Raw genomic sequence first — 24,933 nt, forward strand, 5'->3', positions numbered from 1 at the left:
TCCTTCCATTTTACAGGGACAGAGCGGTGAGGAGGGGTCAAAATGGAATACGGCGGCATTCTGGCGGAGCATGTAGAGAAATCCTTTGGCAAGGAGCCTGTTTTGCGGGACGTGAGCCTGTGCGTGCCCCCGGGAAAGATCGTGGGCGTGGTGGGCGGCAATGGCAGCGGCAAAACCGTGCTGATGAAGTGCATCTGCGGTTTTTTGCGGCCCGACAAGGGGGAGATTGTAGTGTGCGGCCAGCGGGTGGGGAGGGACTGCGATTTTCCCCACAGCCTGGGGCTGATTATCGAGACCCCCGGCTTCATCCCCAGCATGAGCGGCTGGCGCAATTTGAAGACCCTGGCCTCCCTCCGGGGCCGCATTGGCAAAAAGGAGATTCTGGCGGCGTTGGAGCAGGTGGGCCTTACCCAGAGCATGCACAAGCCTGTGTCAAAATACTCTCTTGGTATGCGCCAGCGGCTGGGCATTGCCCAGGCTGTGATGGAGGACCCGGCGGCGTTGGTGCTGGACGAGCCCTTTAACGCCCTGGACAAGGACACGGTGGAGGCCATGCGCCGCCTGCTGCTGGACCTGCGGGACCGGGGCAAGGCTATTCTGCTGGCCAGCCACAACGGGGAGGACATTCGGACCTTGTGCGGCGAGACCCTGGAATTGGAGGTGCAGGCAAAATGAGACGGACCGCGCTGGCGCTGGCCCTGTGCCTTTGGCTGGCTGTCCCCCTGCTGGCGGCGGGAGCGGGGGAGCCGGAGCCTGCTATAAGCCCCCCGCCCCTGGCCTCGCCGGAGCCCAGCCCCGACCCCTCGCCCACAGCCCCCGGCGTTCCCCCGGCGAAGGAGGAGAGCCCCACCCGGCTGTATGTAGACAACCAAAACGTCTACGCTTACATGGCCTGCAGCTATGCCCAGGGCTATGTGCCCACGGTAGAGGGGGGCACGGCCTATCTGGTGCTGCCCCTGCTGTGCCAGGGGGAGCTGGCGGGCAACTGCCTTTGGGCCAGGGCGGAGCTGGGGGACCCGGCGGGCCCCTTTGCTGTCAAAAATTATGAGCGCACGGTGGAGCTGGCCCTGAACCCGGTGAACGGGGGTGGGGAGAAGGTCAGCGGCTACTGGGTGTGCTTTCCTCTCGAGCTGCGGGCCGGGCGGGACAATGGCAGCTACCCAGTGCCGGTGACCGTTTGGGCCAGGGACAAAAGCGGCGGGGCGGTGCAGGAGGCGTTTACGGTCTATGTGACCATTACCGACGGCCGGGACCCTGACGCCACCCCCACCCCCGAACCGGTTCCGCCCGACCCCACCCCGGAGCCCGCCCCTCTGGTTCCCCGGCTGCTGGTCCAGTCCTGCCAGGTGGAGAGCCTGGGGGAGGAGCCCCGGCCTGGGGCTGTCAACGCGGGGGAGAGCCTGCGGGTGACTGTCACCCTGAAAAACGCCAGCGGCGCTGAGACCATGGAGAATATTCTGGCCACTGCCGCTCCGCCGGGGGAGGGCTTTACGCTGCTGAGCCCCACCGACAGCTTTTTCTGGGAGGCTCTGGCCCCGGGCGATACCGTGGGCCTGGTGCAGGAGTACGCTGTCAGCCCCGACGTCCCTGCCGGGCAGTACACCATGGGGCTGAGCTATGACTTCGCCTACCACAATGGGCTTGCCGGGGCAGGCGCAGCCAGCGTCAGGGTGAACATCAGCCAGCCCCTGAAGATGGAGTTTCCCCGGCTGCAGCTGCCCGCCCAGGCGGTGGTGTCCGACGTGGTGCAGGTGAATGTGCAGGCCATCAACCTGAGCCACGCCAAGGCCTACCATGTGCGGGCCACCCTGGAGGCCGACGGCCTGCTGCCCAGCGGCACAGCCTATCTGGGGGACCTGGAAGGGGGAGCCTCGGGGGAAAAGCCCCTGCAGGTGACAGTCACCTCCCTGACCGGCGGCGAAATGCCCTACGGCCAGACCACAGGCCTTGTCACCTACTGCTATGAGGACGCCGGTGGGACGGCCTACACCCAGACCGCCAGCTTTACCCTGGACATTGCCTCGCCCTTTTCCGGGCGCGGGCCGGAGGAGGAGAAGGACCAGCCCGGCCAGTGGTGGGTCATTATGGGGGTTCTGGCGTTGGCGCTGCTGGGCTTTGGGGGGCTGTTCGCGGCCCGGACCGTAAGGAGGCGGAGAGGGTGAAAGCTGTCAGGGAGCTTCTGCGCCTGCGCAGGCGCAGCGGCAAGGTGAAGCTGGCGCTGCTGCTGTTTTTGCTGGCGGTCTTTTTCGGGGCGGACCTGGCCGGGAGCCTGGGCCAGTATGCCGCTGGGCTGAACCGGCCGGAGGAGTACATTTTTGAGACCGCCATGACCGGCCCTCTGCTGGACCAGGCCCTGGCCCGGCTGGAACAGCTGGACGGGGTGAAAGGGGCCAGCCGCCAGGGGGAGCTTGTGGTGCTCAGCGGAGAAAAGACCCTGACTGTGACCCGGCTCTCCCCCCGGTATCTGTGGGACTGCTGGGGTCTTGCGCCCGAGAGCGCGGGCCTGGTCTGCTGGCTGAACGGAACCGCGGCCCAGGGCTTTCTGGGCGGGGCCCAGCTGCCGGCGCGCCTTGTCTGCCGGCTGGAAGACCAGGAGGCGGCTTTCCTCTTTCTGCCGGGCAAGGCCATGCCGGAGGGGGAGCCTCTGGCCCTGACGGCAGGCAGCAGCAGCCAGCTGGGAGAGCCGGGGCTGGTGCGGGTCATGGGGGCCGGGGGAGGCGTGGAGCGCATTGGAGAGATGGAGGCCCTGGGCTTCACCCTGCAAAACCGGGAGCTGCTCCTTGCCCAAAGCTATGAGGAGGAGCTGCTGCTGACCCGGCTGAGCTACGGCCTGGCGGCGTTGGCCTTGGCGGCAGCGGCAGGCCGTCTGCTCTACCGGGAGGGAAAACGGGAGGCGGCATAGAGAACAGCGCCCCCGTTCCCCAAGCGCAGCGCAACCGGCGGCGGGCGGCAAAACACCCGGCAGTCTTTTGGTTTGGCTGACTGTGGCAAGTCGGCGGCAGAAGTTACTGGTAATACAGTCGTAATGGTATGCGTTCTTGCAATAAAGTCTCTGTGTACCGCATGGGGGAGAGGGCGCGGCCCGGTCTCTCTCAGGGTTGACACGCTACTCTGTCAGCGGCAAGGGGCATACCCCCGGCAGTCTCTTGGCTGGCAGGCTTTGGCAGGTCGGCGGCAGAAGTTACTGGTAATACAGTCGCAATGGGGTGTGCGTTTTTGCAATAAAGTCTTTGTGTACCGCATGGGGGAGGGGGCGCGGCCCGGTCTCTCTCAGGGTTGACACGCAGCCCCCTCTCAGTGTATAATTATTCTAAATGCGGAGAGGGGGCTGGCTTTGCTTTGAAACTGCTGGAAAAAATGGTGAATGTGGGCTTTCTGGCCCTTTTGGGGCTGTTTCTCCTGGCCGGTTTGGGCAGAACCCTGTTTTGGCCCAAGGAGCTCAACGACTATGAAAACCGCAAGGCCAACCAGATGCCGAAGCCTGAGGTGGAGACGGTGCTGAACGCCGGCTTTCAGGCCGGGGCGGAGGACGCCCTCTCGGACCAGGCGCTGCTGGCCCAGACCTTCAAACGGCTGTACAACGAGGGCAGCTCCCGGTTTCTTTTTGGCATGGTAGAGGGCTTTCTCAGGGAAAACCCGGAGCGCTACATTGCCTTGCGAGACGCGGTGGTCTTTGGCGGCGACTACCTGGTCTACCGCCCCTACGACCTGGCCGCGTCCACGGAAAAGCTGGACGCGAAAACAGAGGGCCTTAACGCCCTGATGGACCGCTGCCCGGAGCTGGACTTTTATGTCTATTATGTGGAAAAGGACTCGGACCTGAACCTGGAGACCGGGGAAAAGGCCGGGCTTTTTGAATATCTGCAAGCAGGCCTTTCCCTGCCCCCAGACCGGCTGGGGCGGTTTGAAATCTCCAGCTTCTCCCGGTATCGGGACTGCTTCTACCGCACGGACCACCACTGGAACCACCGGGGCTCTTACCAGGGCTATGCCCAGCTGGGGGCGCTGCTGGGGGTGGAGGAGCCCCTGATGGAGCCGGCGGAGGAGCTGACGCTTCCCTACCGGCTCAGCGGGTCGAAAGCAGCCGCCTCTGGAATCAAGGGGGTCTTTACCGAGGACTTTCAGGCCTACCGCTTTGCCTTTCCGGAGATGGAGATTCACATCAACGGCCAGCCTGCGGAGGACTATGGCCAGCAGGAGGCCTTTTTCGCGGGAACGGCCGACAGGGCCTCCTACGCGGCTTTTTATGGCGGAGACCCGGGGGAGATTGTCTTTGACACAGGCCGGGAGGACCGGAAAAATCTTCTGGTCATTGGCGAGTCCTACGACAACGCGGTGCTGAAGCTGCTGGCCTGCCACTTTCACAAAACCTATTCGGTAGACCTGCGCAACTATGAGCATGACATGGGGCGCGCCTTTGTTTTTAGCCGGTATGTGCAGGACAACGCAGTGGACATGGTGCTGTTTGTGGGCAGCGGCAGCTTTTTCACCATGCCGGAATTTCTCCCGGAGGGCTAAGTATGGTTTTCAGCAGTTTAAGCTTTTTATATCTGTTCTTCCCCCTGTGCGCGCTGGCGTACTATGCGGGCAAAAACCGGGTGTGGCGCAACAGCGTGCTGCTGGCGTTCTCCCTGGTTTTTTATGCTTGGGGCGAGCCGAAAAATATCGCGCTGCTTTTGCTGGCCTCCTTCGCGGCCTATGCCGGGGGCCTGTGGATGGAGCGGCTGAAGGAGCGGGGCTGTTCCAGGGGGCGCAGGGCCGTGTTTTGGGCCGCTGTGGTTTTGCTGGCGGGCAACCTGTTTGTGTTCAAGTATCTGAATTTTTTCTGCGACAATCTGGGGGGGCTTCTGGGTCAGGCGCTGCCTGTGCCCCGCATTGCCCTGCCCATTGGCGTAAGCTTTTACACCTTTCAGATTCTCTCCTATGTCATTGACCTGTACCGGGGGGAGACGGGCCTGCAGCGGAATTTCTTTTATCTGACCCTGTATGTCAGCTTTTTCCCCCAGCTGATTGCCGGGCCCATTGTGCGCTATCAGACCATTGAGGAGGAGATTCTCCGCCGGCAGGAGAGCCTGGCCGATGTAACGGCAGGGGCCAAGCGGTTTATTGTAGGCCTGGCGAAGAAGGTGCTGATTGCCGACAATGTGGGCGGCATTGCCCAGCTGATTTATCAGGGAGACCCCCAGGTGTACGGCTCGCTGATGCTATGGCTGGCGGCGTTGGCCTATGCCCTGCAAATTTATTTCGACTTTTCCGGCTACAGCGACATGGCCATTGGCCTGGGGCGCATGTTTGGCTTTCATTTTCTCGAGAATTTCAACTACCCCTACATTTCCCGGTCCATCACAGAGTTCTGGCGGCGCTGGCATATTTCCCTGTCCACCTGGTTCCGGGACTATGTCTACATTCCCCTGGGGGGCAACCGGGTGAAAAAAAGCCGCTGGGTGCTGAATCTGCTGGCGGTATGGGGTCTGACAGGCTTCTGGCACGGGGCCCAATGGAATTTCATTTTGTGGGGCCTGTACTACGGGGTGATTCTGCTGGCCGAAAAGCTGTTTTTGGGCAAATACCTGGCAAAATGGCCCAAGGCCCTGCAATGGGTCTACGCCATGTTTTTTGTACTTCTGGGCTGGGTCATTTTCAATATTACAGATTTCACTCAGATGGCGGGGGTACTGGGGACCATGTTTGGTTTTGTGCCTACGCAGTTTACAGCCATGATTGCGGCGGACACGTCCATTGTGCGGGGGCTGATTTATATCCCGCTGGGGCTGGTGTGCGCGTTCCCGGTGCTGCCCTGGGTGAAGGCCCGCTGGGCCCGGCTGAGGGAGGGCGGGCCCAGCCTGAGGTCTGCCCTGGCCCTGACAGTGGAGAACGCCCTATGCTTCGCCCTTCTGCTGCTCTCCATCATCTACATCCTCAGCGCCGCCTACAACTACTTCATCTACTTCCGCTTCTAACCAGCGTGACGCTGGACCCAATTCGCGGGGCGCGTTGGCACGCCAACGCTGGGGGGGTGGGGGTAGCGAGGTGCGTAGTCGCGGTTTGAGGGTTGGTTGGACCAGCGGGCTTTTTTAGGGCGGTTGGGGGTGACATGGGTGGCAGAGCTGGCATCGCGGGCCGGAAAGTTATTTGTCCCCACGCGGTAGGTGCGCGAGTAAAAAGTCTTTGAAGATTCTTAAGAAACTTTCTACAGAAAGTTTCTTAAGCCGCCGGAGGCGACCTTGCCCTTAAACACCCCCAAAAGCGCAGGAAGATAGAGAAATGTCCCAGTGGGACATTTCTCGTAAGAAACCCTCGCCGGGGGTTTCTTATCGAATGGCCGCTTTAGCGGACATTCGACAAATCCCTTAATCCCTTAGCGTCGGGGGCGGGCGGGGTGGGATGCTGCCGCTGCCCTCGGGGGCCGCCTGAGCAAGCGAAGCTTGCGAAGAAAGAGCCCCCGACGGTAGAACCCACGCCAAACGCCGTGTGCGGTATCTCTATACGGGCCAATCGCCCACCAAAGGCCGCCCCCATATAATACAAGATAGAATCTCCCACCCATTCCCAAGCATCAAAGCCATCCAAGTCCGCAAAACCCCAAAAGGAGGCCTCTGCCATGACCCCGGAAAATCCGCCCAATCACCCGGTATATTGGAGCTGGCTGCAGGAGGCCCTGGGCCCCGGCAGTCCCCTTCCCGGCTGGGTTGGCAGAGAGTTCCCCGGGGGCGCGGCAGGCTTTTACCGGGCGGGCCCTCGGGCCTGGGGGAGCCTCCCTGGGCTGAGGCCGCCCCAGCGCCGGGCACTGGCGGCTCTTTCCCTGAGGCGGGCCAGAGACCGGCTGGTGGCAGCGGCAGGCCTGGGCTTTCTCCCGCTGACGCCGGACAATCCCCGCTACCCGGAGCCGCTCCGGCACATCTACGCCCCGCCTGCGGTTTTGTTTGTGCGGGGCAGCTGGCCGGACTTTTCCGCCGGGCCGGCCATAGCGGTGGTAGGGGCCCGGCGGGCTAAGGACAGCAGCCGCGCCGCGGCCCAACACATTGCCGGCCAGCTGGGGGAGCAGGGGGTGGTTTTGGTCAGCGGCACGGCCCGTGGGGTGGACGCCAGCGTTTTGCTGGAAGCCCTGCGGACGGGCGGGCCTGTGGTGAGCGTGCTGCCCGCCCTCACCCGCTTTCCCTACTCTGCCGCCGCCCAAGGCCTGCACCGCCGGCTGCTTCGGGAGGGCGGCGCGCTGGCCAGCGAGTGCTTCTCCGGCCAGGGTCCGGCAAAGGCCTTGTTTCGCCTGCGCAACCGGGTTGTCACCGGCCTCTGCCAGGGGACGGTGGTCGTTCAGGCAGGGCTGTCCAGCGGCTCCGCCAGCTATGCGGGCCCGGCCTTGGAGCAGGGCCGGGAGCTGTGGGTGTACCCCGGTATGCCCGGCGACCCGGCCTTTGCGGGCAGCCGCCTGCTGTTGGAGGAGGGAGCTCCCCCGGTGTGGAACGGCTGGGACGTTCTGGAACACTTTCCGGGATATTGGTACAGGGGAGAAAGCTGACGGCAAAAAATTTCGCTTTTTTTCTGCTTTCCAACAGCCCCCAGCGTCCGCCAAAAGCCCTTAACGCCAGCCCATTCCATTGTACAGGGGAGGGTCTGACGGCAAAAATCCGCCATTCCGGCGTATTCTGACAGGGGTTGAAAGCATTCGGCGTACTGGAGAATGCTTTCCTGAAAGAAATATTCACAGCTGGACATCCCGAACGGGTTATGATATAATGTGTTCTGACGAACACAAGGAGTTTTCCTCTCGCTCAAAGAGGCCCGCCTATGGCTTCCCGAAAGCGCGGGAAAGCTCCATGCGGACAGCGGGAGAGGCTTTGGATGGGCAAAGCGCGGCCCTTTTGCTTGGCGGACTCGCAGGCTCTCTCCCAGCGAGTCCATACAAATCGCGCCGCTGGCATAGGGCGGCGTCCTTTGTCCCAAAAATAGGGGGCGGACAGGGGCTCTGGCAGAGGGTGCGTTTGGCCCGGGCCGCGCCCCGGGCAGGCGGGGCGAAAAAAGCAAGGGGAGCTTCCCCGGGGAGACAGTCGAGCTGGTTTGCCAGCTGGCTGTATTTTGTTGCGCAAAGCCCGAAGGTCCGGCCCCTAGAAGCCAGAAAAGCCCAGAAAGAACCATGCAAAAAATAATCAAAAATGCCGGGGAGGAGAAGCCTGATGGAAAATCAGTTGGTTTGGAAGGACGAGTACCTGATTGGAGTGGATGTGATTGACAAGGAGCACCAAAGGCTGTTCAAAATCATCAACAAGCTGTTCGCCTTTGGCGAAGAGGAAAAAAGGAACCAGCGCACCTGTCAGGAGGGAATCAAGTTTTTCAACGCCCACGCCATGAAGCATTTTGAGGACGAGGAGGCCTACATGGCCTCTATCCGCTACGAGGGGTTAAAGCGCCACCGGCACCTGCACCGGGACTTTCGGGAGAACACCCTGCCCGCCCTGTACCAGGAGCTGGAGGACAGCGGGTATTCCTCTGAGGCGGTGGACCATTTTCTGGGGGTCTGCGCGGGCTGGCTCATTGGCCACACCCTGACAGAGGACCAGGCCATTGTGGGCAGGGGCAGCAGCAAATGGGGTCAGCTTTTGCCCGAGAAGGAGCTGGAGGCCATGAAAAAGGTCATCATCCAGCTGGTGTTTGAGATGTTCCAGCTGGAGTCTCAGGTGGTCAGCGAGGCCTATGGAGGCGAGAAGTTCGGCCAGGGGGTCTACTACTGGCTCTCCTATGAGACCGCCGGCCCGGAGCCCAAGCGTCAGGACGTGATGATGGTGTTTGAGGAGCGGCTGCTGGTGAACACCGTGGGCAAGGCCTTGGGCGTCAAGACCAATAAGGTGGACAGTATGCTCATTCACGCGGCCCGGTATACGGCCAGACAGTTTGTCTCTGGGGTGATGGAGCACCTGCCCCAGGGGGACAGCTATGAGCTGAAGGAGGAAAAACTGCTCACCTTTGAGCAGTTCCAGCAGGTGTTTGACCGGGAGCCCCCCCAGGTGAGCCTGCTGTTCAACACCGGCGGGGCGGGGTATTTTGCCTACTGCGCCATTGCCCCTCAGCTTTTGCAGAGCACCATTGGCGGGCCTGTGGAGAACCAGGAGGCCATGCGGGAGGTGGAAAAGTACCTGAGCCGGCGCAAGGAGCAGGCTGAGGAGGCGGAGGCGGCCCAGCGCAAGAAGATTCTGGTGGTAGACGACTCGGCCACCATTCGCCTGGGCATGAAGAAGCTGCTGGAAGGGGACTATGAGGTGTCGGTGGTGGACTCAGGAGCCGCGGCCTTCCGGTCCATTACCCTGGAACAGCCGGACCTGGTGCTGCTGGACTATGAGATGCCTGTGTGCGATGGCCGGCAGACCCTGGAAATGCTCCGCTCGGTCAAGGAGTTTGAGAACACCCCGGTTATTTTTCTCACCGGTCGGCGGGACAGGGAGAGCATGATCAATGTGATGCCCCTGAACCCGGCGGGGTATCTGCTGAAGTATCTGAAGCAGGACGAGATCAAGGCGAAGATCGACAACTTTATGGAGAAGGGGCAGATCTGAGGGATTTGCCGGTAAGATTTGCGCCAGGATGACGGAGCGGCATTCGCCCCACACATAGACCGCCCCATGAGAAAAGCAGCCCAGAGGGAAATCCCTTTGGGCTGCTTTTTGCGGTTTTGTGTCAGGCAAACTTCACGCAGCAAACCTCAGGCAGGTCAATCGCTGCGCAAAGGGGCAGCAGGGCCCCGGTCTCTTGGTCCAGAGGGAACACCGCCAGAACGCCGCTCTGGTTGGCCGCAGCCAGAAATTGGCCGTCGGGGCTCAGGCTGAAGCTTCTGGGGGACCGCCCGCCGCTGGGAAAGCTGCCCGCGGGGCGCAGGCTGGCCGGGTCCTCCGCGCGGAAGCAGAGGATGGCGTCAGCCCCCCGCACCGAGGCGTACACAAACCGCCCGTCCGGGCTTACCTGCACGTCTGCCGCCAAAGACTCCGGCTGACTGTGAGGGTCCCCCAGAGCGTGGGCCTGACAGAATTCCAGCCGGTCCCCCTGCAGCCGGCTTCCCTGAAGCCGGTAGACCAGCAGCTTCAGTCCCAGCTCGGCGGCCAGATAGAGGGCCTGCCCGCTGGGATGAAAGGCAAAGTGCCGGGGCCCCTCGCCGGGCGGAGTGCACACCCAGGGCTGGGGGGCAAAGGGGGTCAGGGCCCCGTCCGGCTGGGCGGCGTACTGAAACAGCCGGTCCAGGCCCAGGTCGGCCACCAGCAGCCGGGAGCCGTCGGGGCTGGGCTGGGCCGAGTGAATATGGGCCCGGTCCTGGCGGGCCGGGTTGGGGCCCTGGCCGCTGTGCTCCAAATAGCAGCAGGGCTTGCCCGTGTCCAGGTCCAGCCCGGCCAGGCATCCCCCGCTGTAGCCGGAGGCATAGAGCCTGCCGCCCCAGGCCGTTACATGGCACAGCCCAGACCCCGGCAGCGGGCGCCGGTCCAGCCTGCCCCCGGGGAGCAGCTCCACCAGGGCTGCGCTGTCCGGCAGCTCCTCCACGGCGAACACCCGGCCCCCCGCCGGCTGCAGGTAAGAGGAGTCCGTCAGCCCCTGCCAACGCTCCGCCACCTTCAGGGCCGTGCCGTCAAACCCCAGCCGCCAGGCCCCTGTGCCGGGCCTGCCGCCGGTGTAAGCCCCGGCCCACAGTTCATATTGACACATACGCGCACCTCCCATTTTCTCCATTATACACCCTGAGCCGGCTGGATTGCAAAATAATTTTTTGCAGACGTTACCTTTTTGTAACCCCTCCCGTCTAATGGTCAGAAGAACGGAAAGGTGGGTGTATGTATGGAATTTTTGAATTTTGCCGATCAAGCGGCAGTGCGCGAATATGAGGACTTTGTAGAGAGCCGGGGCGGCAGCTATTTGCAGTCTGCCCATTGGTGCGGGGTCAAGCAAAACTGGCGGCACGAGGCCGTGCTCTCTCGGGACAGCCAGGGGCGGCTGCGGGCCACGGCCCTGGTGCTGGTGAAAAAGTTTCCCCCACCCCTGCGGCCCTTCCTCTACTGCCCCCGGGGGCCTGTGTGGGACTATGTGAACGTAGCGGCCTTTGAGGACCTGATGGAGGGCTTGGAGGAGCTCTCGCGGAAATACCGGGCCTATTACTGCAAAATGGACCCCCAGGTGGAGGAGTCGGAGGACAAAAAGGTGCACACCCTGCGGGCGGCCGGCCTGAGCTTTGTGCCCTGGCGGCAGGACGACCTGGGCATTCAGTGCCGCAGCAACTATATTCTAGAGCTGCAGGGCCGGGACCAGGACCAGCTGCTGGCCTCCTTTAAAAGCAAGTGCCGCTATAACATCCGGCTGGCCCAGCGCAAGGGGGTTGTGTGCGGGGTGTATGGCAAAGAGCGGCTGGACGAGTTTATGGCCCTGATGGAGGAGACCAGCCGCCGGGACGGCTTTCAGATGCGCTCTCGGGCGTATTTTGCCCGGATGATGGACTCTTTGGGAGACCGCTGCCGGCTGTATCTGTGCCACTACCAGGGCGAGGCCCTGTCCGGGGCCATCTGCGTGCGCTATGGGGGGCGGGTGAGCTATGTATACGGGGCCTCCGCCAGCCGCCGCCGGGAGCTGATGCCCAACTATCTCATGCAGTGGGAGATGATCCGCTGGGCGGAGGAGTCCGGCTGCGGAATTTACGACTTTGAGGGGGTGCCCCACTGGCATGACCCCAGCCACCCCAACTATGGGGTCTACCAGTTCAAAAGCGGGTTTAACGGGCGGCTGGCCGTGTACGCGGGTGAATTTACCCAGACCTTTGCCCGGCGCTATAAGGCGGCCTTTGACCGGGTGCTGAAATGGGTGGGCTATCAGAAGCTGCTGTAGAGCCTGTTTGACAAGCCTGAAATGCGGTCTGTTTTTGGCCGAAAACGGCGCTTTTTGTGTCAAAAACCCCTTAAAATCACGGATTTCCGGCCCAAAACCCAGCGTTGCCTTAAAAAACAGACGCTGCCCTGAGAAAAGAAAAAGAGCCTGCCCTTGCAGCCCACAGAAAAACCGGGCTGGGAAGGGGAAGCTCTTTTTTTGCCTGCCGTCTATCTATAGACGGCTACATATAGCAGAAATACATGGTGGTGCCCAGGTAGGGGTCATAGTAGGTGGCGTGGACCTTCCCCTGGATGAAGCCGCTCTGTCCCACCACGCCCTCGGGGCAGTTGGGGCCGTTTTCCAGCACATATTTGGCGTTTTTCAGCACCTTTTGGGTGGGCTTTTTGTGAATGGAGCCATTGGTCACCGGCCCATACTGCCCGGGCTGGTAGATCACCTCCCGGATGGTGTTGGGAAACCGGTTGGACTTTACCCGGTTGAGCACCACGCTGCCCACCATGCGCTGCACCCAGTCGGGCATCCAGTCGCAGCCTGCCTCGGCGTTGATAATTCGGGCCAGCAGGTCCAGGTCCTCGGCTGTGTAGGTGGGCTTGGGCTTTTTAGCGTCCTCCATGGCTTGCAGAATCTCCTCCGCCGTGGAGTAGTCCACAAAGTAGCTGGTCTTTTTGTACTGGGTCAGCCCCATGTCGTCAATCTTCAGGTTGCGCTGCCGCTCATAGATGGCCCCGATCTGCATGGCGTAGGCTCCGCCGTCCTTCAGGGCGCGGAGCATCAGGGTGGTGTAGTCCGCGTTGGGGTCGTAGCCGGTTACCGTAAGCTGGTCTCCCACCCCCCAGGCCGAGGCCCGGGGCCCTGCCCCGCACAGCATGGCCGCCAGCAGCAAAATCGCAGTCAGTCTTTTTTTCAATATGAGCACGTCCTTTCTCTTGGGACAGAGCCGGAGGGCTTTATGGACTGTCCCGGGATTTTTGGCACTGCCTGGTACCTGTCCCATAATATGGTTCGTACCCGGGTAGAATATTCCTCTGCGGGGAAATATTTTTACCTGGCAGGGCCTTAGCTCATATCATACTACTGGGCTCTCAAAAAACTGGCTGAATTATGGGGGCGTTCCCGCCCATTCTCTGCCGGAGTCTGTCAGCTCAGGTCGCGTACTCCATTTTTTCGGGGGTCCAGCCGGCCAGCACCGCGCTCATGTCCCGGGCAACGGCCTGGGCTCCGGGCAGGTCGTGGTCCAGATAGTTGCCGCATTCCTCCCGCTTGCTGCCGGGAATTTCCCCCGAAAAGCCCTCTACAAACCGGAATGTCTCCTGCACCAGGGCAATGGCCTGCTCCTTGCTGACCGTGTCCCGCACCAGCAGGTAGAAGCCGGTGCGGCAGCCCATGGGCCCCACATAGACCACCTGGTCGGACAGGGGGGAGTTGCGGGCATAGGTGGCAAACAGGTGCTCAAAGGTGTGCAGGGCGCTGTTGCTCAGATAGTCGCCCCCATTGGGCTTTTTCATGCGGATGTCATAGGTAGCCACGTCCCCGTCTACCCGGGAGACATACATGCCCTTTTCCAGCTTGTCATGGTTTACGGTAAAGCTTGCGATTTTTTTCATACGCTTTCTCCTTTGTATCATGATGGCATGGGGCTCCCCGGCCTCCCGGGAAACCCCATGCTTTTATTATGCGTTCAGCCCGTCGATGAGCTGCTGAATGCCCGCCGCCGCCTCGGCCGAGCCCCCGGCGAACATCACCAGGGCCCGCAGGGGCATGTAGTTCATCATGGCGGCCATAGCGTCCCCGGCCATAATGGCCTGGCTCTCGTCCTGGCCCTCTTGGGGGCCGGCCCCGGCCAGGGGGTTCATGGCCTGCATCATCTGGCCCATCATGGCCGCGCCCTTGGGGTCCGCCATAATGTCCCCAACCGTGCTGTTCCAGTGGTAGGTCTTTTTCACAGGCTGGGTGCTCTCTACCCGCACCTTGGCGGTAAGCTCTATCTCCCGGCTGGACCTGCCCACCATGATGGTGAAGCTGCCGGTCTCCACATGCCAGTCCGCCAGGTCGGTGTTGTAGTAGGCAAAGGCCCGCTTGTCCAGGGTAAAGCTCACAGTCTTTTCCTCACCGGGGGCCAGCTCCACCTTGGCAAAGCCCTTCAGCTCCTTCACCGGGCGAATGACCGTGCTCTCGTCGTCCGCCACATACAGCTGAACAATCTCCTTGCCGGCCCGGCCGCCCACATTCTTCACCTTCACGGTGGCAGTGAGGACGTCAGTGTCCTTCATCTCGGTCTTGTCCAAGGTCAGGCCGCTGTACGCAAACCGGGTATAGCTCAGCCCGTGGCCAAAGGGGAACAGCACCGGCAGGTTCTTCTTGTCATAATACCGGTAGCCCACAAAAATGCCCTCCCGGTACTCGGTGCGGTCAGCCTCGCCAAAGTAGTAGAGGTAAGAGGGATTGTCCTCCAGCCGCAGGGGGAAGGTCTCCGCCAGCTTGCCGCTGGGGTTCACCTCTCCGAACAGAATGTCCACAATGGCGGGGCCCACGGCCTCGCCCCCCAGGTAGGCGTAGAGCACGGCCCTCACGTCCCCAATCCAGGGCATTTCAATGGCGCTGCCGCACTCCACCACCACCGCGGTGTTGGGCTGAACCTTCACCACCTCCTCCAGCAGCCTCTGCTGGCAGGCGGGAATCTTCATATCCTTCCGGTCGAAGCCCTCGCTCTCCATAGCGTCGGTAATGCCGATAAACACCACGGCGTTTTCGGCGGACCGGGCGGCTTCCACCGCCTGGGCGATGAGGGCCTCATCCGGCTCCTGGGTTTTGGTGTCGTAGCCCTGGGCATAGGTTACGCCGTATTTCTCCCCGGCCTCTACCGAGCCGGAGACCTTATAGCAGCTTACATGGGAGCTGCCGCCCCCCTGGAACCGGGGCTCGGCGGCAAACTTGCCGATAAAAGCCGTTTTTGAGGACGGGGCAAGGGGCAGAAGGCCGTCGTTCTTCAGCAGCGCCATAGACTCGGCAGCCATCCGCCGGGCCTTCTGATGGTCCCGCTCATGGTCGAATTTGGTATCGGGCTTGCGGTTCTCGGCATATTTGTAGACAAAGCCCAGAATGCGCTCCACGGCTGTGTCCAGGTCGCTCTCCTTCATGTCTCCGGCCTGAACGGCGGCAATGAGCTTTTCGGTGTTGGCTGTGCCGGGGCCGGGCATTTCCAGGTCCATGCCTGCGGGCACGCCCTTCACCCGGTCGTTTACCGCGCCCCAGTCGCTCATCACAGCCCCCTCAAAGCCCCATTCGTCCCGAAGAATCTCGGTGAGCAGCCGGTGGTTCTCTGAGGCAAAGTCGCCGTTGACCTGGTTATAGGAGCACATGATGGTCCAGGGCTGGGCCTCCTTCACCGACTTCTCAAAGGCGGGCAGATAGATTTCCCGCAGGGTGCGCTCGTCCACCACACTGTCGCTGGTCATGCGGCGGTGCTCCATAGAGTTGGCGGCAAAATGCTTCAGGCTGGTGCCCACATTTTTGCTCTGCACCCCCTTGATGTAGGCGGCGGACAGCTCCCCGGCCAGGTAGGGGTCCTCAGAGAAATACTCGAAATTGCGGCCGCACAGGGGCGAGCGCTTGATGTTCACCGCGGGCCCCAGCAGCACGGCCACGTCCTCGGCCTGACACTCGTCGCCCAGGGCCTCCCCGGACTCCCGGAGCAGGTCCCGGTCAAAGGAGCAGGCCACACAGGAGCCGGTGGGGTAGCTGATAGCAGTGACCGAGGCGTTGAGGCCCAGGTGGTCGGTGTCGCCGGCCTGCTTGCGCAGCCCGCAGGGGCCGTCGGTAACCATGACAGAGGGAATGCCCAGCCGGGGCAGGCCCTCCACATGCCAGAAGTCCGCGCCGGAGCAGAATTTGGCTTTTTCCTCCAAAGTCATTTGTGAGACGAGATTTTTTATGTCCATTTGCAGAGCAGCTCCTTCCTGAAGTAAAATGCTACAGGTAAATGATACCATGACCGGGGAGAAAAGTCCATAGGCTATTGTGAAAAAGAGAAAATAATCCCGCCCAGAGGGGGCTGACCAGAGAGAAAGCCCGCCCCGGCGTTGGGGCGGGCACACTTTATGGCTTGCAATGGCCGCAGGGAGAATAGCCGTTGGAGACGGCTTCATCTCTGGTGCCGTCGAATGCCCTCCGTGCGGCAGGGGGGCTGCCCGGCGGCTTACTTCAGCTCGTCCCGAACCTCCTTGAAGCACTGTACGGCAAACTCCACGTCCTCTTTGGTGTGGCTGGCGCAGACCTGGGTGCGGATGCGGGCCCGGCCCTTGGGCACCACCGGGTAGGAGAAGGCCACCACATACACGCCCTTTTCCATCATCCGGCGGGCGTATTCCACTGCCAGCTTCTCGTCGTAGAGCATGACAGGCACGCAGGGGTGGGCGCCAGGGATAATGTCAAAGCCGTTCTCCACCAGCAGCTGCCGGTAATAGCCGGTCACCTCTTCCAGGTGGTCCCGCAGGGCGGTGCTCTCCTCCAGCATGTTCAGCATCTCTATGCTGGCCCCGGCAATGGCGGGAGCCAGGGTGTTGGAGAACAGATAGGGGCGGCTGCGCTGGCGCAGCAGGTCGATAATCTCCTGCCGGCCGCTGGTGTAGCCCCCGGAGGCCCCGCCCAGGGCCTTGCCCAGGGTGCCGGTGATAATGTCCACCCGGCCCTCAACCCCGCAGTACTCGGGGGTGCCCCGGCCGGTTTTGCCCACAAAGCCCACGGCGTGGCTGTCGTCCACCATCACCAGGGCGTTGTACTGGTCCGCCAGGTCGCACACGGCTTTCAGGTTGCAGATGATGCCGTCCATAGAGAAGACCCCGTCGGTGGCAATCAGCTTGATGCGGGCCCCGGCCTCATCCGCCGCCTTCAGCTGGGCTTCCAGGTCCCCCATGTCGTTGTTTTTATAGCGGTAGCGCTTGGCCTTGCACAGGCGCACCCCGTCGATAATGGAGGCATGGTTCAGCTCGTCGCTGATCACCGCGTCCTCTGCTGTAAGCAGGGTCTCGAACAGCCCCCCGTTGGCGTCAAAGCAGGAGGAGTAGAGAATGGTGTCGTCGGCGCCCAAAAAGCTCGAAAGCTTCTGTTCCAGCTGCTTGTGAATGTCCTGGGTGCCGCAGATAAACCGCACCGAGGCCAGGCCGTAGCCCTTTTCGTCATAGGTGCGCTTGGCGGCCTCAATGAGCCTGGGGCTGTTGCCCAGTCCCAGATAGTTGTTGGCGCACATACACAGCAGCCGGCGGCCGTCTTCCAGGGTCAACCGGGCCCCCTGGGGGGAGACAAAGGGGGCCTCTCCCTTGAACAGCCCCGCTGCCCGAATGTCCTCCACCTCTTTGGCGTATATTTTCAGAATATCATCCTTGCGCGGCATAGCAATGCCCTCCCTTTCAGTCGTTGATATGGGTCCAGTCCAGCACCACCTTGCCGGACTGGCCGGAGATCATGGCCTCAAAGCCCTTTTCATAGTCCCGAATGTCAAAGCGGTGGGTGATGATGGGGGCAATGTCCAGCCCGGCCTGAATCATGGTGGTCATCTTATACCAGGTGTCCCACACCTTGCGGCCGTAGATGCCCCGCAGGTTCAGCCCGTTGAAGATCACCGTCTCCATGTCCACCTGGGTGCTGGTGGGCAGCAGGCCCAGCAGGGCGATTTTGCCCCCGTGCTTCATGTTCTTTATCATATCCGAAAGCCCCGCCTGACTGCCGGACATCTCCATGCCCACGTCAAAGCCCTCGGTCATGCCCACCTGCTTCATCACGTCGGCCAGCCTGCGGTTTTTCAGGTTGACCGTCTCTGTGGCCCCCAGCCTTTTTGCCAGGTCCAGCCGGTAGTCGTTCATGTCGGTAACGATGACATGGCGCGCGCCGGAGAACTTGGCAATGGCCGCCGCCATGATGCCAATGGGCCCCGCCCCGGTGATGAGCACGTCCTCGCCCAGCACCTCATAGGAGAGGGCGGTGTGGGCGGCGTTGCCCAGGGGGTCGAAGATGGCGTACAGCTCCTCGGGCACATGGGGGTTGCAGGGCCACACATTGGAGGAGGGGATGACCAGATACTCGGCAAAAGCGCCGCTGCGGTTGACCCCCACGCCCTTGGCCTCCTTGCAGTTCTCCTTGTGGCCCTCCAGGCAGTTGCGGCACTTGCCGCAGGTGATGTGCCCCTCGCCGGACACCAGGTCCCCAGGGCGGAAGCCCTCCACGCCGGGGCCTACCTCCACCACCTCGCCCACATACTCATGGCCCGCGGTCAGGCCGACGGGGATGGTGTGCTGAGCCCAGTCGTTCCACTGGTAGATATGTACGTCGGTGCCGCAGATCGCGGTTTTGTGGATTTTGATCTTCACGTCGTTGGGGCCCACAGGGGGAACGGGCGCCCGCTTCATCCACAGGCCCTGGGCGGGCTGTTCCTTGACCAGAGCCCACATGGTGTTGCCGCTCATAATCGATTCCTCATTTTCCTGATGAATTTATAGGACTGCGGAGCTTGGCGGCTCTGCATGGCACCAGTATAACCCAAAGAACCCGGGAATGCAATGGCTTTTTGAAATTAAGCCCGCCCGCCCCGGGAATTTTTTTTCAGCCCCGCCCCGGCGGGAGGCCGGGCTCCTTTGAAAAGACAAAAACGCCCGCCCCTTGCCCAGAGGCGGACGCTTCCCGCGCTGAAAATTTACGCGGTACGGGTAGTACGACAGTCCAACGATGCGGCAGTACAACGGTACTGCGGTGCCGTGGTACAATGTGTACAGCCCGCCGTTTTCACCTTGAGATGGACCGCTTCCGCTCAAAAGTCCGCCGCTTTCTCTATTCCCGAACAAGCCCTAGCTGGGGGACGCTTCCCGCGCTGAAAATTCATGTGGTACGGGTAGTACGACAGTCCAAAGATGCGGCAGTACAACGATACTGCGGCGCTGTGGTACAATGTATACAGCCCACGTTTTTTTCTTGAGATGGGCCTGCTTCCGCTCAAAAATCCGCAGCTTCCTCTATTCCGAACCAGCCCTAAAGGTGCAGCCGCCGCTGGGCATCGGCCTTTAGCTCGGCTCCTTTGAACAGAAGCAGCGCGGCCAGGGCCACCAGGCTGATGCCCGCGCAGATGACCGAGGGGTAGACCACCCCCAGCGCGCCGCACAGCAGGGGGATCAGCGGGAGAAAGCCCGCCAGAATGCACAGGGTGAGGGAGAACAGGTAGTCCGCCGGGCGCAGGCCCAGGGCCTTTGCCGCTATGAGCGCGGCCAGCTGGACGCAGGGGAGGAAGATGGGCAGAACAAAGTCCAGAGACCAGCCCGCGAAGCCGGTGCACAGGTCCCACAAAAGGGTGACGGCCGAGACGGCCCCCAGCTGCCAGACAATGGCCTTCATGGGGCTGCCCCGCTTACGGACCGTCACCCCCAGCAGCAGCCAGGTGCTTGCCAGGGCAGCGGCCACAATGGCGCTCCACCAGCCGGTGTCCGGCAGGCTGAGGTTTATGGCAAAGCACGCTGCGGCCACTGCCACTGTGGCCAGAGCGGCCAGCCGCAGGGGCAGGCGCAGGGGGCTTTTTCCCGCCCGGAGGACTGGGTAGGCGTTTTCCTCCGGCTGGCCGGTCAGGGGGCTCTGGCACAGGGGGCACCGGCCCGAGGAGCCTGTGACATGCACCCGGCACTGCTCACAAAACAACATGCTGCTCCGCCTCCTCCTCAATATTTGTGGTCAGGGTAACGTCCAGCCCCAGCCGGGAGAGCTCCTGAAAGAACACCCGCTCAGTCTCACGGGAGCGGAAGGGGCTGGCGAAGGTGATGACAAAGCTGTCCTGAAAGGAGACGGCGCAGGCCTGCAGGCACCCCGCGCAGGTGAGCACCCCGAACTGCCGGATATATTTCTCCGCGCCCTCCGGCATGGCGAGCCGCCCCACATTGGAGAAGGAGGCGGTGGCCCCATGGGCCGCCAGACGGTTGGCCCAGCGCAGAACCACGTCCTTCAGGGGCAGGGGGGCCATGCGGATGGGGAAATTGTGCTCCAGGGCGCACAGGCTGTTCATCTGGGCCTTCAGCTGCTCCTGGGTGAGCTTTTCCTCAAAGCTGCGCTTCACCTGGGCCAGCACAGCGGGCAGGCTGTCCTCATTCCTGCCAAAGTCATAGCCCACATGAATAATGGCGAAAAAGTTCCGGGAGGAAAAGGAGGGGAAGTAGTTGCGCAGGTTCACCGGAATGGTGATGACCACCGGCTTTTTCTGGTCCCGCACCCGCATACCCTCGTGTATGGACCGGAGCAAAACCGCGGTGAGCAGCTCGGTGAGGGTGGCCCCCCGGGCCCGGGCGCAGGCCAGCAGGCTGGCGGTGGGGATGCGGCCCTCGAGAATGGCCAGCCGGTTTTTGGGCAGACGCTCCCCGGGAATCTGGTAGGCGGCAGGGGCCAGGCCGAACCGCCGGGCAGGCTTTTCGTAGTACTTTTGAAAGCTGTCCGCCTCCTTCTGCTGGTCAGACACCCCAAAAGCCGGCGCGCCGCCCTGGGGGAGGCCGGCCTGGGGGTAGCGGATTGAGAGGTACTCCCAGACCAGGGCCCGCAGAAAATCCAAGGCCCCGGCCCCGTCTGAGAGCACATGGTACACCTCCAGGCTGACCCGCCTGCGGTAGTAGAGCACCCGAAACAGCAGGCTCCGCCGGGCGGAGGGGTACAGGGGAAAGCAGGGGGGCAGGTCCTCGGGCCGGGCCACAGCGGGCAGGGGGCTGTCCTCCAAATAGTACCAGAACCACCCCCGCTTGAGCACGCAGCGGTAAAGGGGAAACCGCTCCATGGTCCGGTCCAGGGCGGTTTGCAGGGCTGCGGGCTCCACCTCCTCCTTCAGCTCGCAGAAGAAGCGGAACACCTTGGAATCGTGGGCCGAGCTGGTGGAGGGGAATATTTTCGCCGCGTTGTCCAGCCTCCACCAGGGCAGATAGCTTCTATCGTTCATAATCCCCCTCCAAAAAAGCGTTGATGATTTCATACACGTCCCTGACCTGCCGGAACCACAGAGGCAGAGAGAAAAAGCCGTGCAGGGCGTCGGGAATCCGGCGGACCTGGGCATAGCAGCCCGCCTCCCGCAGCCTCTGTCCATAGGCCTCGCCCTCGTCCCGCAGGGGGCAGAACTCCGCCGTAACCACCAGGGTGTCTGGCTGACAGGCCAGGCTTTCGGCGTTCAGGGGGGCCAGATAGGGGCTGCGCAGGTCCTCCTCGCCGGCCTGGTACAGGGCGAAAAACTCCCGCACCCGCTTGGAGGTGAGCAGATAGCCTGTGCCGTTCTCCCGCACAGAGGGAAAGCCCGAGGCCTCCGAGTGGTCGCTGGCCAGGGCGGGGTAGATGAGAATCTGCCGCCGGGGCAGAAACTCCCCCCTGTCCCGGGCCATCAGAGAGACCGCGGCGGCTAAATTGCCCCCTGCGCTGTCCCCGGCCAGCACCACGTTCTCCCAGGGACAGCCCAGCAGATCGCTGTGGAGAAAGACCTCCCGGGCCGCGGCGTAGCAGTCTTCTACCGCGGCGGGAAACCGGTGCTCCGGGGCCAGCCGGTAGTCCACCGAGGCCACCACGCAGCCGGTTTGGGCGGCCATGTCCCCGCAGATCCCGTTGTAAGAGTCAATAGACCCGGTCACCCAGCCCCCGCCGTGAAAAAACAGCAGCACACAGTCCCGGCTCCGCTGCCTGGGGCTGAAAATGCGCATGGGCGCCTGGCCGCCCCCAGAGGGCGCCTGATGCTCCCAGATTCGGTAGAGCCAGGGCTTTCGGGCACGGCGGGCGGTCAGGCTTTGCAGCCGCCGCTCGATCCGGTAGGTTTTTTCCACCTCAAGCTCTGGGTAAGAGAGCAGGCTGAGGGCTGCGAGCATGGCTTTGTTGATGGGCATAGCCCCTCCTTTTTCGCTGCGCCGGCGGCATAGGCCGCGCCGCCGGCAGGGTTTCTCGGTTTTATGGGGTGGGAGAGCCCGCCCCGGAGCCGGTATAAAACGCCGGAATAGGGTCTGTTTTGACCGGAAACGGCGCTTTCGGCGTCAAAAACTGCCGGTTTCCGTCTTGAAATTCTCCGTTTCCGGCCAAAAATCCGGCATTCCTCTGTTTATTAAACTGACTCTGGCAAAAAGGGGAAAGCGCGGCAGGTCCGCCTGCGCTTTCCCCCTGGGCCCCGGCCTGGCACAGATGAGGCCCGGGGCTTGTTTAACAAATGGAAAACGCCGTTTTTTGCCCGGTTTCGCAAAGCGAACATCGAAAGCGGACCCCTTCCGCGTCAAAAAAACCGCCGGTCCGGAGGATTTGCCGGGGAGCCGCGCGCAGCTCTCGGCTTTCTTCGTTGCTACAGGCCCTGCTGGGCAAAAATACGTCGTTTTCTCTGTTTTCAACCAAGCCCTAACCGGCTACCTCCTGGTCCGGCGCCTGGAAGAAGGAGGCGTCGGCGTCGTCCCTTCGCATAAACAGCAGGCCGAAGGAGCCCGGGCCGCAGTTGCTGGCAATGGCCGAGGAGGCCTTTTGCAGGTAGACCCGCTCGAAGGGACAGTATTGCTTTACCAGCTCCTGAATATACCGCAGCTTATTTTCATCCATGCCGCAGTAGGTGATGAACAGAATGCGCCGGTCAATGTTCCGGGTGTCCAGCAGCAGCTGCCGGACATAGCTTTTCGCCGTGCGGGCGAAGCCCCCCATTTTCATGCCCCCCACCGCCATGCGGGACTTTCTCAGCACCAGCACCGGGTGCAGCAGCAGCGAGTCGCAGAGCACCTGGATATGCTTGGAGAGCCGCCCGGCCTGGCGGAGCATGGAGGTGTCGTTGATAATAAAGGCCGAGGAGATGAAGCGCTTCATCCGCTCAAGGGCGGCCGCGATCTCCTCTTTGGCGGCGTGGCGCTCCGCCATGTAGGCCGCGCACAGCACCATGAGCCCCATGCTGCTTGAGAGATGCCCCGAGTCGATGACCGTGACGTTTTCAAAGGACTTGGCCGCCTCGCAGGCGTTTTGATACCCCGCGCTCACATGCTTTGCCATGGTGATGTGCACCACGTTTTGGGCCTCGGTGAGCTTGCCGGCGAAAAACCGCTCATAGTCCTCCACCTCCGGGGCCTGAGAGAAGCCGGTGCGGCCCTCCGCCATGTGCATCAGCAGCTCGTCCGCCTTCAGCTCCTGCTCGTCTAAAAAGCGACCCTCGTCTGTGCACACATAGTAGGGGCACACGGCAATGTCGAACTTTCTTTTCAAGGAGCCGGGCAGGTCGCACACGCTGTCGGTGGTGACCAGAATGGAGCGCCGCTTTACCTGCTCGAAAATCAGAATGTCCTTTTCAATGTCCGACTGGCTAGCCTCCTCGTTGATGCGGACCAGCTCCTTGGGCAGAATGCTCAGCACAGCCGCCTCCAGCAGCGCGCCGCTGACCGGCTTTGCCAGGTAGCCGCTGAAGCCCTCTTTGCGGTAGAGCTGCTGGTTGTCGCTGCCCGCGTTGGCGGTAAGGGCCACCACGGGCACGTCCTGGCACAGGCCCACAGGCTGGGCCCGCAGGGCGTGCAGGCACTGGATGCCGTCCATCTCCGGCATCATATGGTCCATAAGAATGCAGTCGTAGCGGTGGTTCTGGGTCAGGCGCAGGCACTCGGGGCCGCTGCTGGCGGTGTCAATCTGAATTTTCGTGTCCTTTAGCAGCTTGCTTACCACCATCAGGTTCATGTCGTTGTCGTCCACAATGAGGATATGGGCGTCCGGGGCCTCAAAGCTCTGCTTATACTGGTCGCCCTCGTGGCTTTTGGCCCGGGAGGCCAGGGTAAAGGCGCCCAGCTCCCGCTCGTCCACAATGTCCTGGTCCAGCCGGACAATAAAGGTGGAGCCCTTGGTGTAAACGCTGTTCACGCTGATTTCGCCGCCCATCATCTCCACCAGCTGCTGCACAATGCTGAGCCCCAGCCCGGTGCCCTCGATAAAGCGGTTGCGCTCCTCGTCCACCCGGCGGAAGGCGTTGAAGATGTAGGGGATGTTCTCCTTCTTCACCCCCTGGCCGGTGTCCTCTACAGAATACCACACCCGCACCCGGTTCAGGGCCTGGCGCTCGCACCGCACCGACAGGGTGACCGAGCCCTCGCTGGTATACTTTACCGCGTTGTTCAGCAGGTTGATCAGAATCTGCTTGATGCGCACCTCGTCGCCGCAGAGCATACTGGGGATAGAGGAGTCTACATGCAGCCGGAATTCCAGCCCCTTCTCCTTGGCCTTAATCCAGATCATGTTGACAATTTCAGAGAAGAGGGCCCCGGTCTCGTAAGAGACGTTGACAATCTCCATTTTGCCCGACTTGATTTTGGACAGGTCCAGGGTGTCGTTAATCAGGGTGAGCAGCAGCTTGCTGGCCCCCTGGATATTTCTGGCGTTCTCGGCCACGTCCTCGGGAATGTCCCCCCGCAGAATGATCTCGTTGAGCCCGATGATGGTGTTGATGGGGGTGCGGATTTCGTGGCTCATGCTGGAAAAAAAGTGGTTCTCCGCCCGGTTGAGCTCCTCAATCTCCTTTTTCTGCTGCTGAGAGAGCTTGTTCTCCTCCTCATACATCCGGTTAAGAAACATGAGCAGCACGCTGGTGAGAAAGCCCACCATGATAACGGATAAGGCGGAATCGAAAAAAGAGGTCTGCTGGGTGCTTCGGGCGGCCAGCTGGGGAAAATAAAAGGCGGCGGCATAGCACAGCAGGGTTTCTGCCATGCACAGCACAAAAAACACGGCCATGCGCCGGCCCCGCAGGGTGAGGCAGACATAGATGAAGCAGAAGATGAACCACTCCGGCACCCCGCTGTAAAACCCGCCCGCCGAGAAAAAGCTGACGGGAAACAGCAGAAGCAGCAAAACGGTGATGGCCGTGGCCCCGGTTTGAATGCGCTCCTTTTGGATGCTGAGCTTGACAATGAGCCCCATAGCAGCCAGGCTGACTGCCAGCACCAGAATGTTCCAGATATTTCTGCCCATGGGCATGATGAGCATCAGCGCGGCCATGCAGGTGACGGTTACCAGCCGGAACATCCGGTCGCGCAGGCTGATGCGGTGGTCGTTGATAATCTCAAACCATTTTTTAATCACACAGTCTTACAT

18 protein-coding genes are annotated in these 24,933 nt (G+C 61.9%); 8 read left to right on the forward strand and 10 right to left on the reverse strand.

What is annotated here, in order from left to right; translation table 11 throughout:
• The first annotated feature begins 42 nt into the window (after positions 1 to 42).
• From ACTO5E_RS03630 to ACTO5E_RS03660, 7 genes are all read left to right on the forward strand, one after another.
• Entirely contained in the window at positions 43 to 675 is a 633-nt protein-coding gene (locus ACTO5E_RS03630) for an ATP-binding cassette domain-containing protein (RefSeq protein ID WP_482301647.1), read from the forward strand.
• Positions 672 to 2,162, forward strand: coding sequence for a COG1361 family protein (locus ACTO5E_RS03635; RefSeq protein WP_482301649.1), 1,491 nt, complete (start codon positions 672 to 674; stop codon positions 2,160 to 2,162). Before ACTO5E_RS03630 ends, ACTO5E_RS03635 begins: the two co-directional genes overlap by 4 nt.
• Positions 2,159 to 2,902, forward strand: coding sequence for a hypothetical protein (locus tag ACTO5E_RS03640; protein ID WP_482301651.1), 744 nt, complete (start codon positions 2,159 to 2,161; stop codon positions 2,900 to 2,902). Before ACTO5E_RS03635 ends, ACTO5E_RS03640 begins: the two co-directional genes overlap by 4 nt.
• 437 nt (positions 2,903 to 3,339) lie before the next feature.
• Positions 3,340 to 4,518, forward strand: a complete 1,179-nt coding sequence (locus tag ACTO5E_RS03645) for an alginate O-acetyltransferase AlgX-related protein (protein ID WP_482301653.1) — start codon at positions 3,340 to 3,342, stop codon at positions 4,516 to 4,518.
• Positions 4,519 to 4,520: 2 nt separating this feature from the next.
• Positions 4,521 to 5,960: an MBOAT family O-acyltransferase gene (locus ACTO5E_RS03650; protein ID WP_482301654.1), complete on the forward strand. Its 1,440-nt coding sequence runs from the start codon at positions 4,521 to 4,523 to the stop codon at positions 5,958 to 5,960.
• A 641-nt stretch (positions 5,961 to 6,601) separates the two neighbouring features.
• Positions 6,602 to 7,516, forward strand: coding sequence for a DNA-processing protein DprA (locus ACTO5E_RS03655; protein WP_482301655.1), 915 nt, complete (start codon positions 6,602 to 6,604; stop codon positions 7,514 to 7,516).
• 655 nt (positions 7,517 to 8,171) lie between these two features.
• Entirely contained in the window at positions 8,172 to 9,545 is a 1,374-nt protein-coding gene (locus ACTO5E_RS03660) for a hemerythrin domain-containing protein (protein ID WP_482301657.1), read from the forward strand.
• Between the two features lie 121 nt (positions 9,546 to 9,666).
• Here the strand turns inward: ACTO5E_RS03660 and ACTO5E_RS03665 are convergent, their stop codons facing one another.
• Positions 9,667 to 10,680, reverse strand: coding sequence for a lactonase family protein (locus ACTO5E_RS03665; RefSeq protein ID WP_482301659.1), 1,014 nt, complete (start codon positions 10,678 to 10,680; stop codon positions 9,667 to 9,669).
• 129 nt (positions 10,681 to 10,809) lie between these two features.
• Here ACTO5E_RS03665 and ACTO5E_RS03670 point away from each other — a divergent pair, with 129 nt between their 5' ends.
• On the forward strand, positions 10,810 to 11,847 hold the full coding sequence (locus ACTO5E_RS03670) for a lipid II:glycine glycyltransferase FemX (protein WP_482301660.1): 1,038 nt from the start codon (positions 10,810 to 10,812) through the stop codon (positions 11,845 to 11,847).
• Positions 11,848 to 12,070: 223 nt separating this feature from the next.
• Here ACTO5E_RS03670 and ACTO5E_RS03675 read toward each other — a convergent pair whose 3' ends face one another.
• The 9 genes from ACTO5E_RS03675 to ACTO5E_RS03715 form a co-directional block, all read right to left on the reverse strand.
• Positions 12,071 to 12,757 carry a cell wall hydrolase gene (locus ACTO5E_RS03675; RefSeq protein WP_482301662.1) on the reverse strand — a complete coding sequence of 229 codons (687 nt, stop codon included), beginning with the start codon at positions 12,755 to 12,757 and terminating at the stop codon, positions 12,071 to 12,073.
• A gap of 235 nt (positions 12,758 to 12,992) precedes the next feature.
• Positions 12,993 to 13,454, reverse strand: a complete 462-nt coding sequence (locus ACTO5E_RS03680; protein ID WP_482301664.1) for an S-ribosylhomocysteine lyase — start codon at positions 13,452 to 13,454, stop codon at positions 12,993 to 12,995.
• A gap of 66 nt (positions 13,455 to 13,520) precedes the next feature.
• Complete coding sequence (locus ACTO5E_RS03685; RefSeq protein ID WP_482301665.1) at positions 13,521 to 15,788, reverse strand: glycoside hydrolase family 3 C-terminal domain-containing protein; 2,268 nt, start codon at positions 15,786 to 15,788, stop codon at positions 13,521 to 13,523.
• Positions 15,789 to 16,045: 257 nt separating this feature from the next.
• Complete coding sequence (locus ACTO5E_RS03690) at positions 16,046 to 17,239, reverse strand: glycine C-acetyltransferase (protein ID WP_482301667.1); 1,194 nt, start codon at positions 17,237 to 17,239, stop codon at positions 16,046 to 16,048.
• Between the two features lie 16 nt (positions 17,240 to 17,255).
• Positions 17,256 to 18,308 (reverse strand): L-threonine 3-dehydrogenase, encoded by a 1,053-nt coding sequence (gene tdh / locus ACTO5E_RS03695; RefSeq protein ID WP_482301669.1) that lies wholly within the window; start codon positions 18,306 to 18,308, stop codon positions 17,256 to 17,258.
• A 559-nt stretch (positions 18,309 to 18,867) separates the two neighbouring features.
• Positions 18,868 to 19,527: a DUF6320 domain-containing protein gene (locus tag ACTO5E_RS03700; RefSeq protein WP_482301670.1), complete on the reverse strand. Its 660-nt coding sequence runs from the start codon at positions 19,525 to 19,527 to the stop codon at positions 18,868 to 18,870.
• A complete protein-coding gene (locus tag ACTO5E_RS03705) occupies positions 19,514 to 20,800 on the reverse strand; it encodes a hypothetical protein (protein ID WP_482301672.1) in 1,287 nt (428 codons plus the stop codon). Before ACTO5E_RS03705 ends, ACTO5E_RS03700 begins: the two co-directional genes overlap by 14 nt.
• On the reverse strand, positions 20,790 to 21,725 hold the full coding sequence (locus ACTO5E_RS03710; protein ID WP_482301674.1) for an alpha/beta hydrolase: 936 nt from the start codon (positions 21,723 to 21,725) through the stop codon (positions 20,790 to 20,792). Before ACTO5E_RS03710 ends, ACTO5E_RS03705 begins: the two co-directional genes overlap by 11 nt.
• Positions 21,726 to 22,221: 496 nt before the next feature.
• Complete coding sequence (locus ACTO5E_RS03715; protein WP_482301675.1) at positions 22,222 to 24,921, reverse strand: DegV family protein; 2,700 nt, start codon at positions 24,919 to 24,921, stop codon at positions 22,222 to 22,224.
• Positions 24,922 to 24,933 lie beyond the last annotated feature (12 nt).

The organism is Acutalibacter sp. (assembly GCF_056800975.1).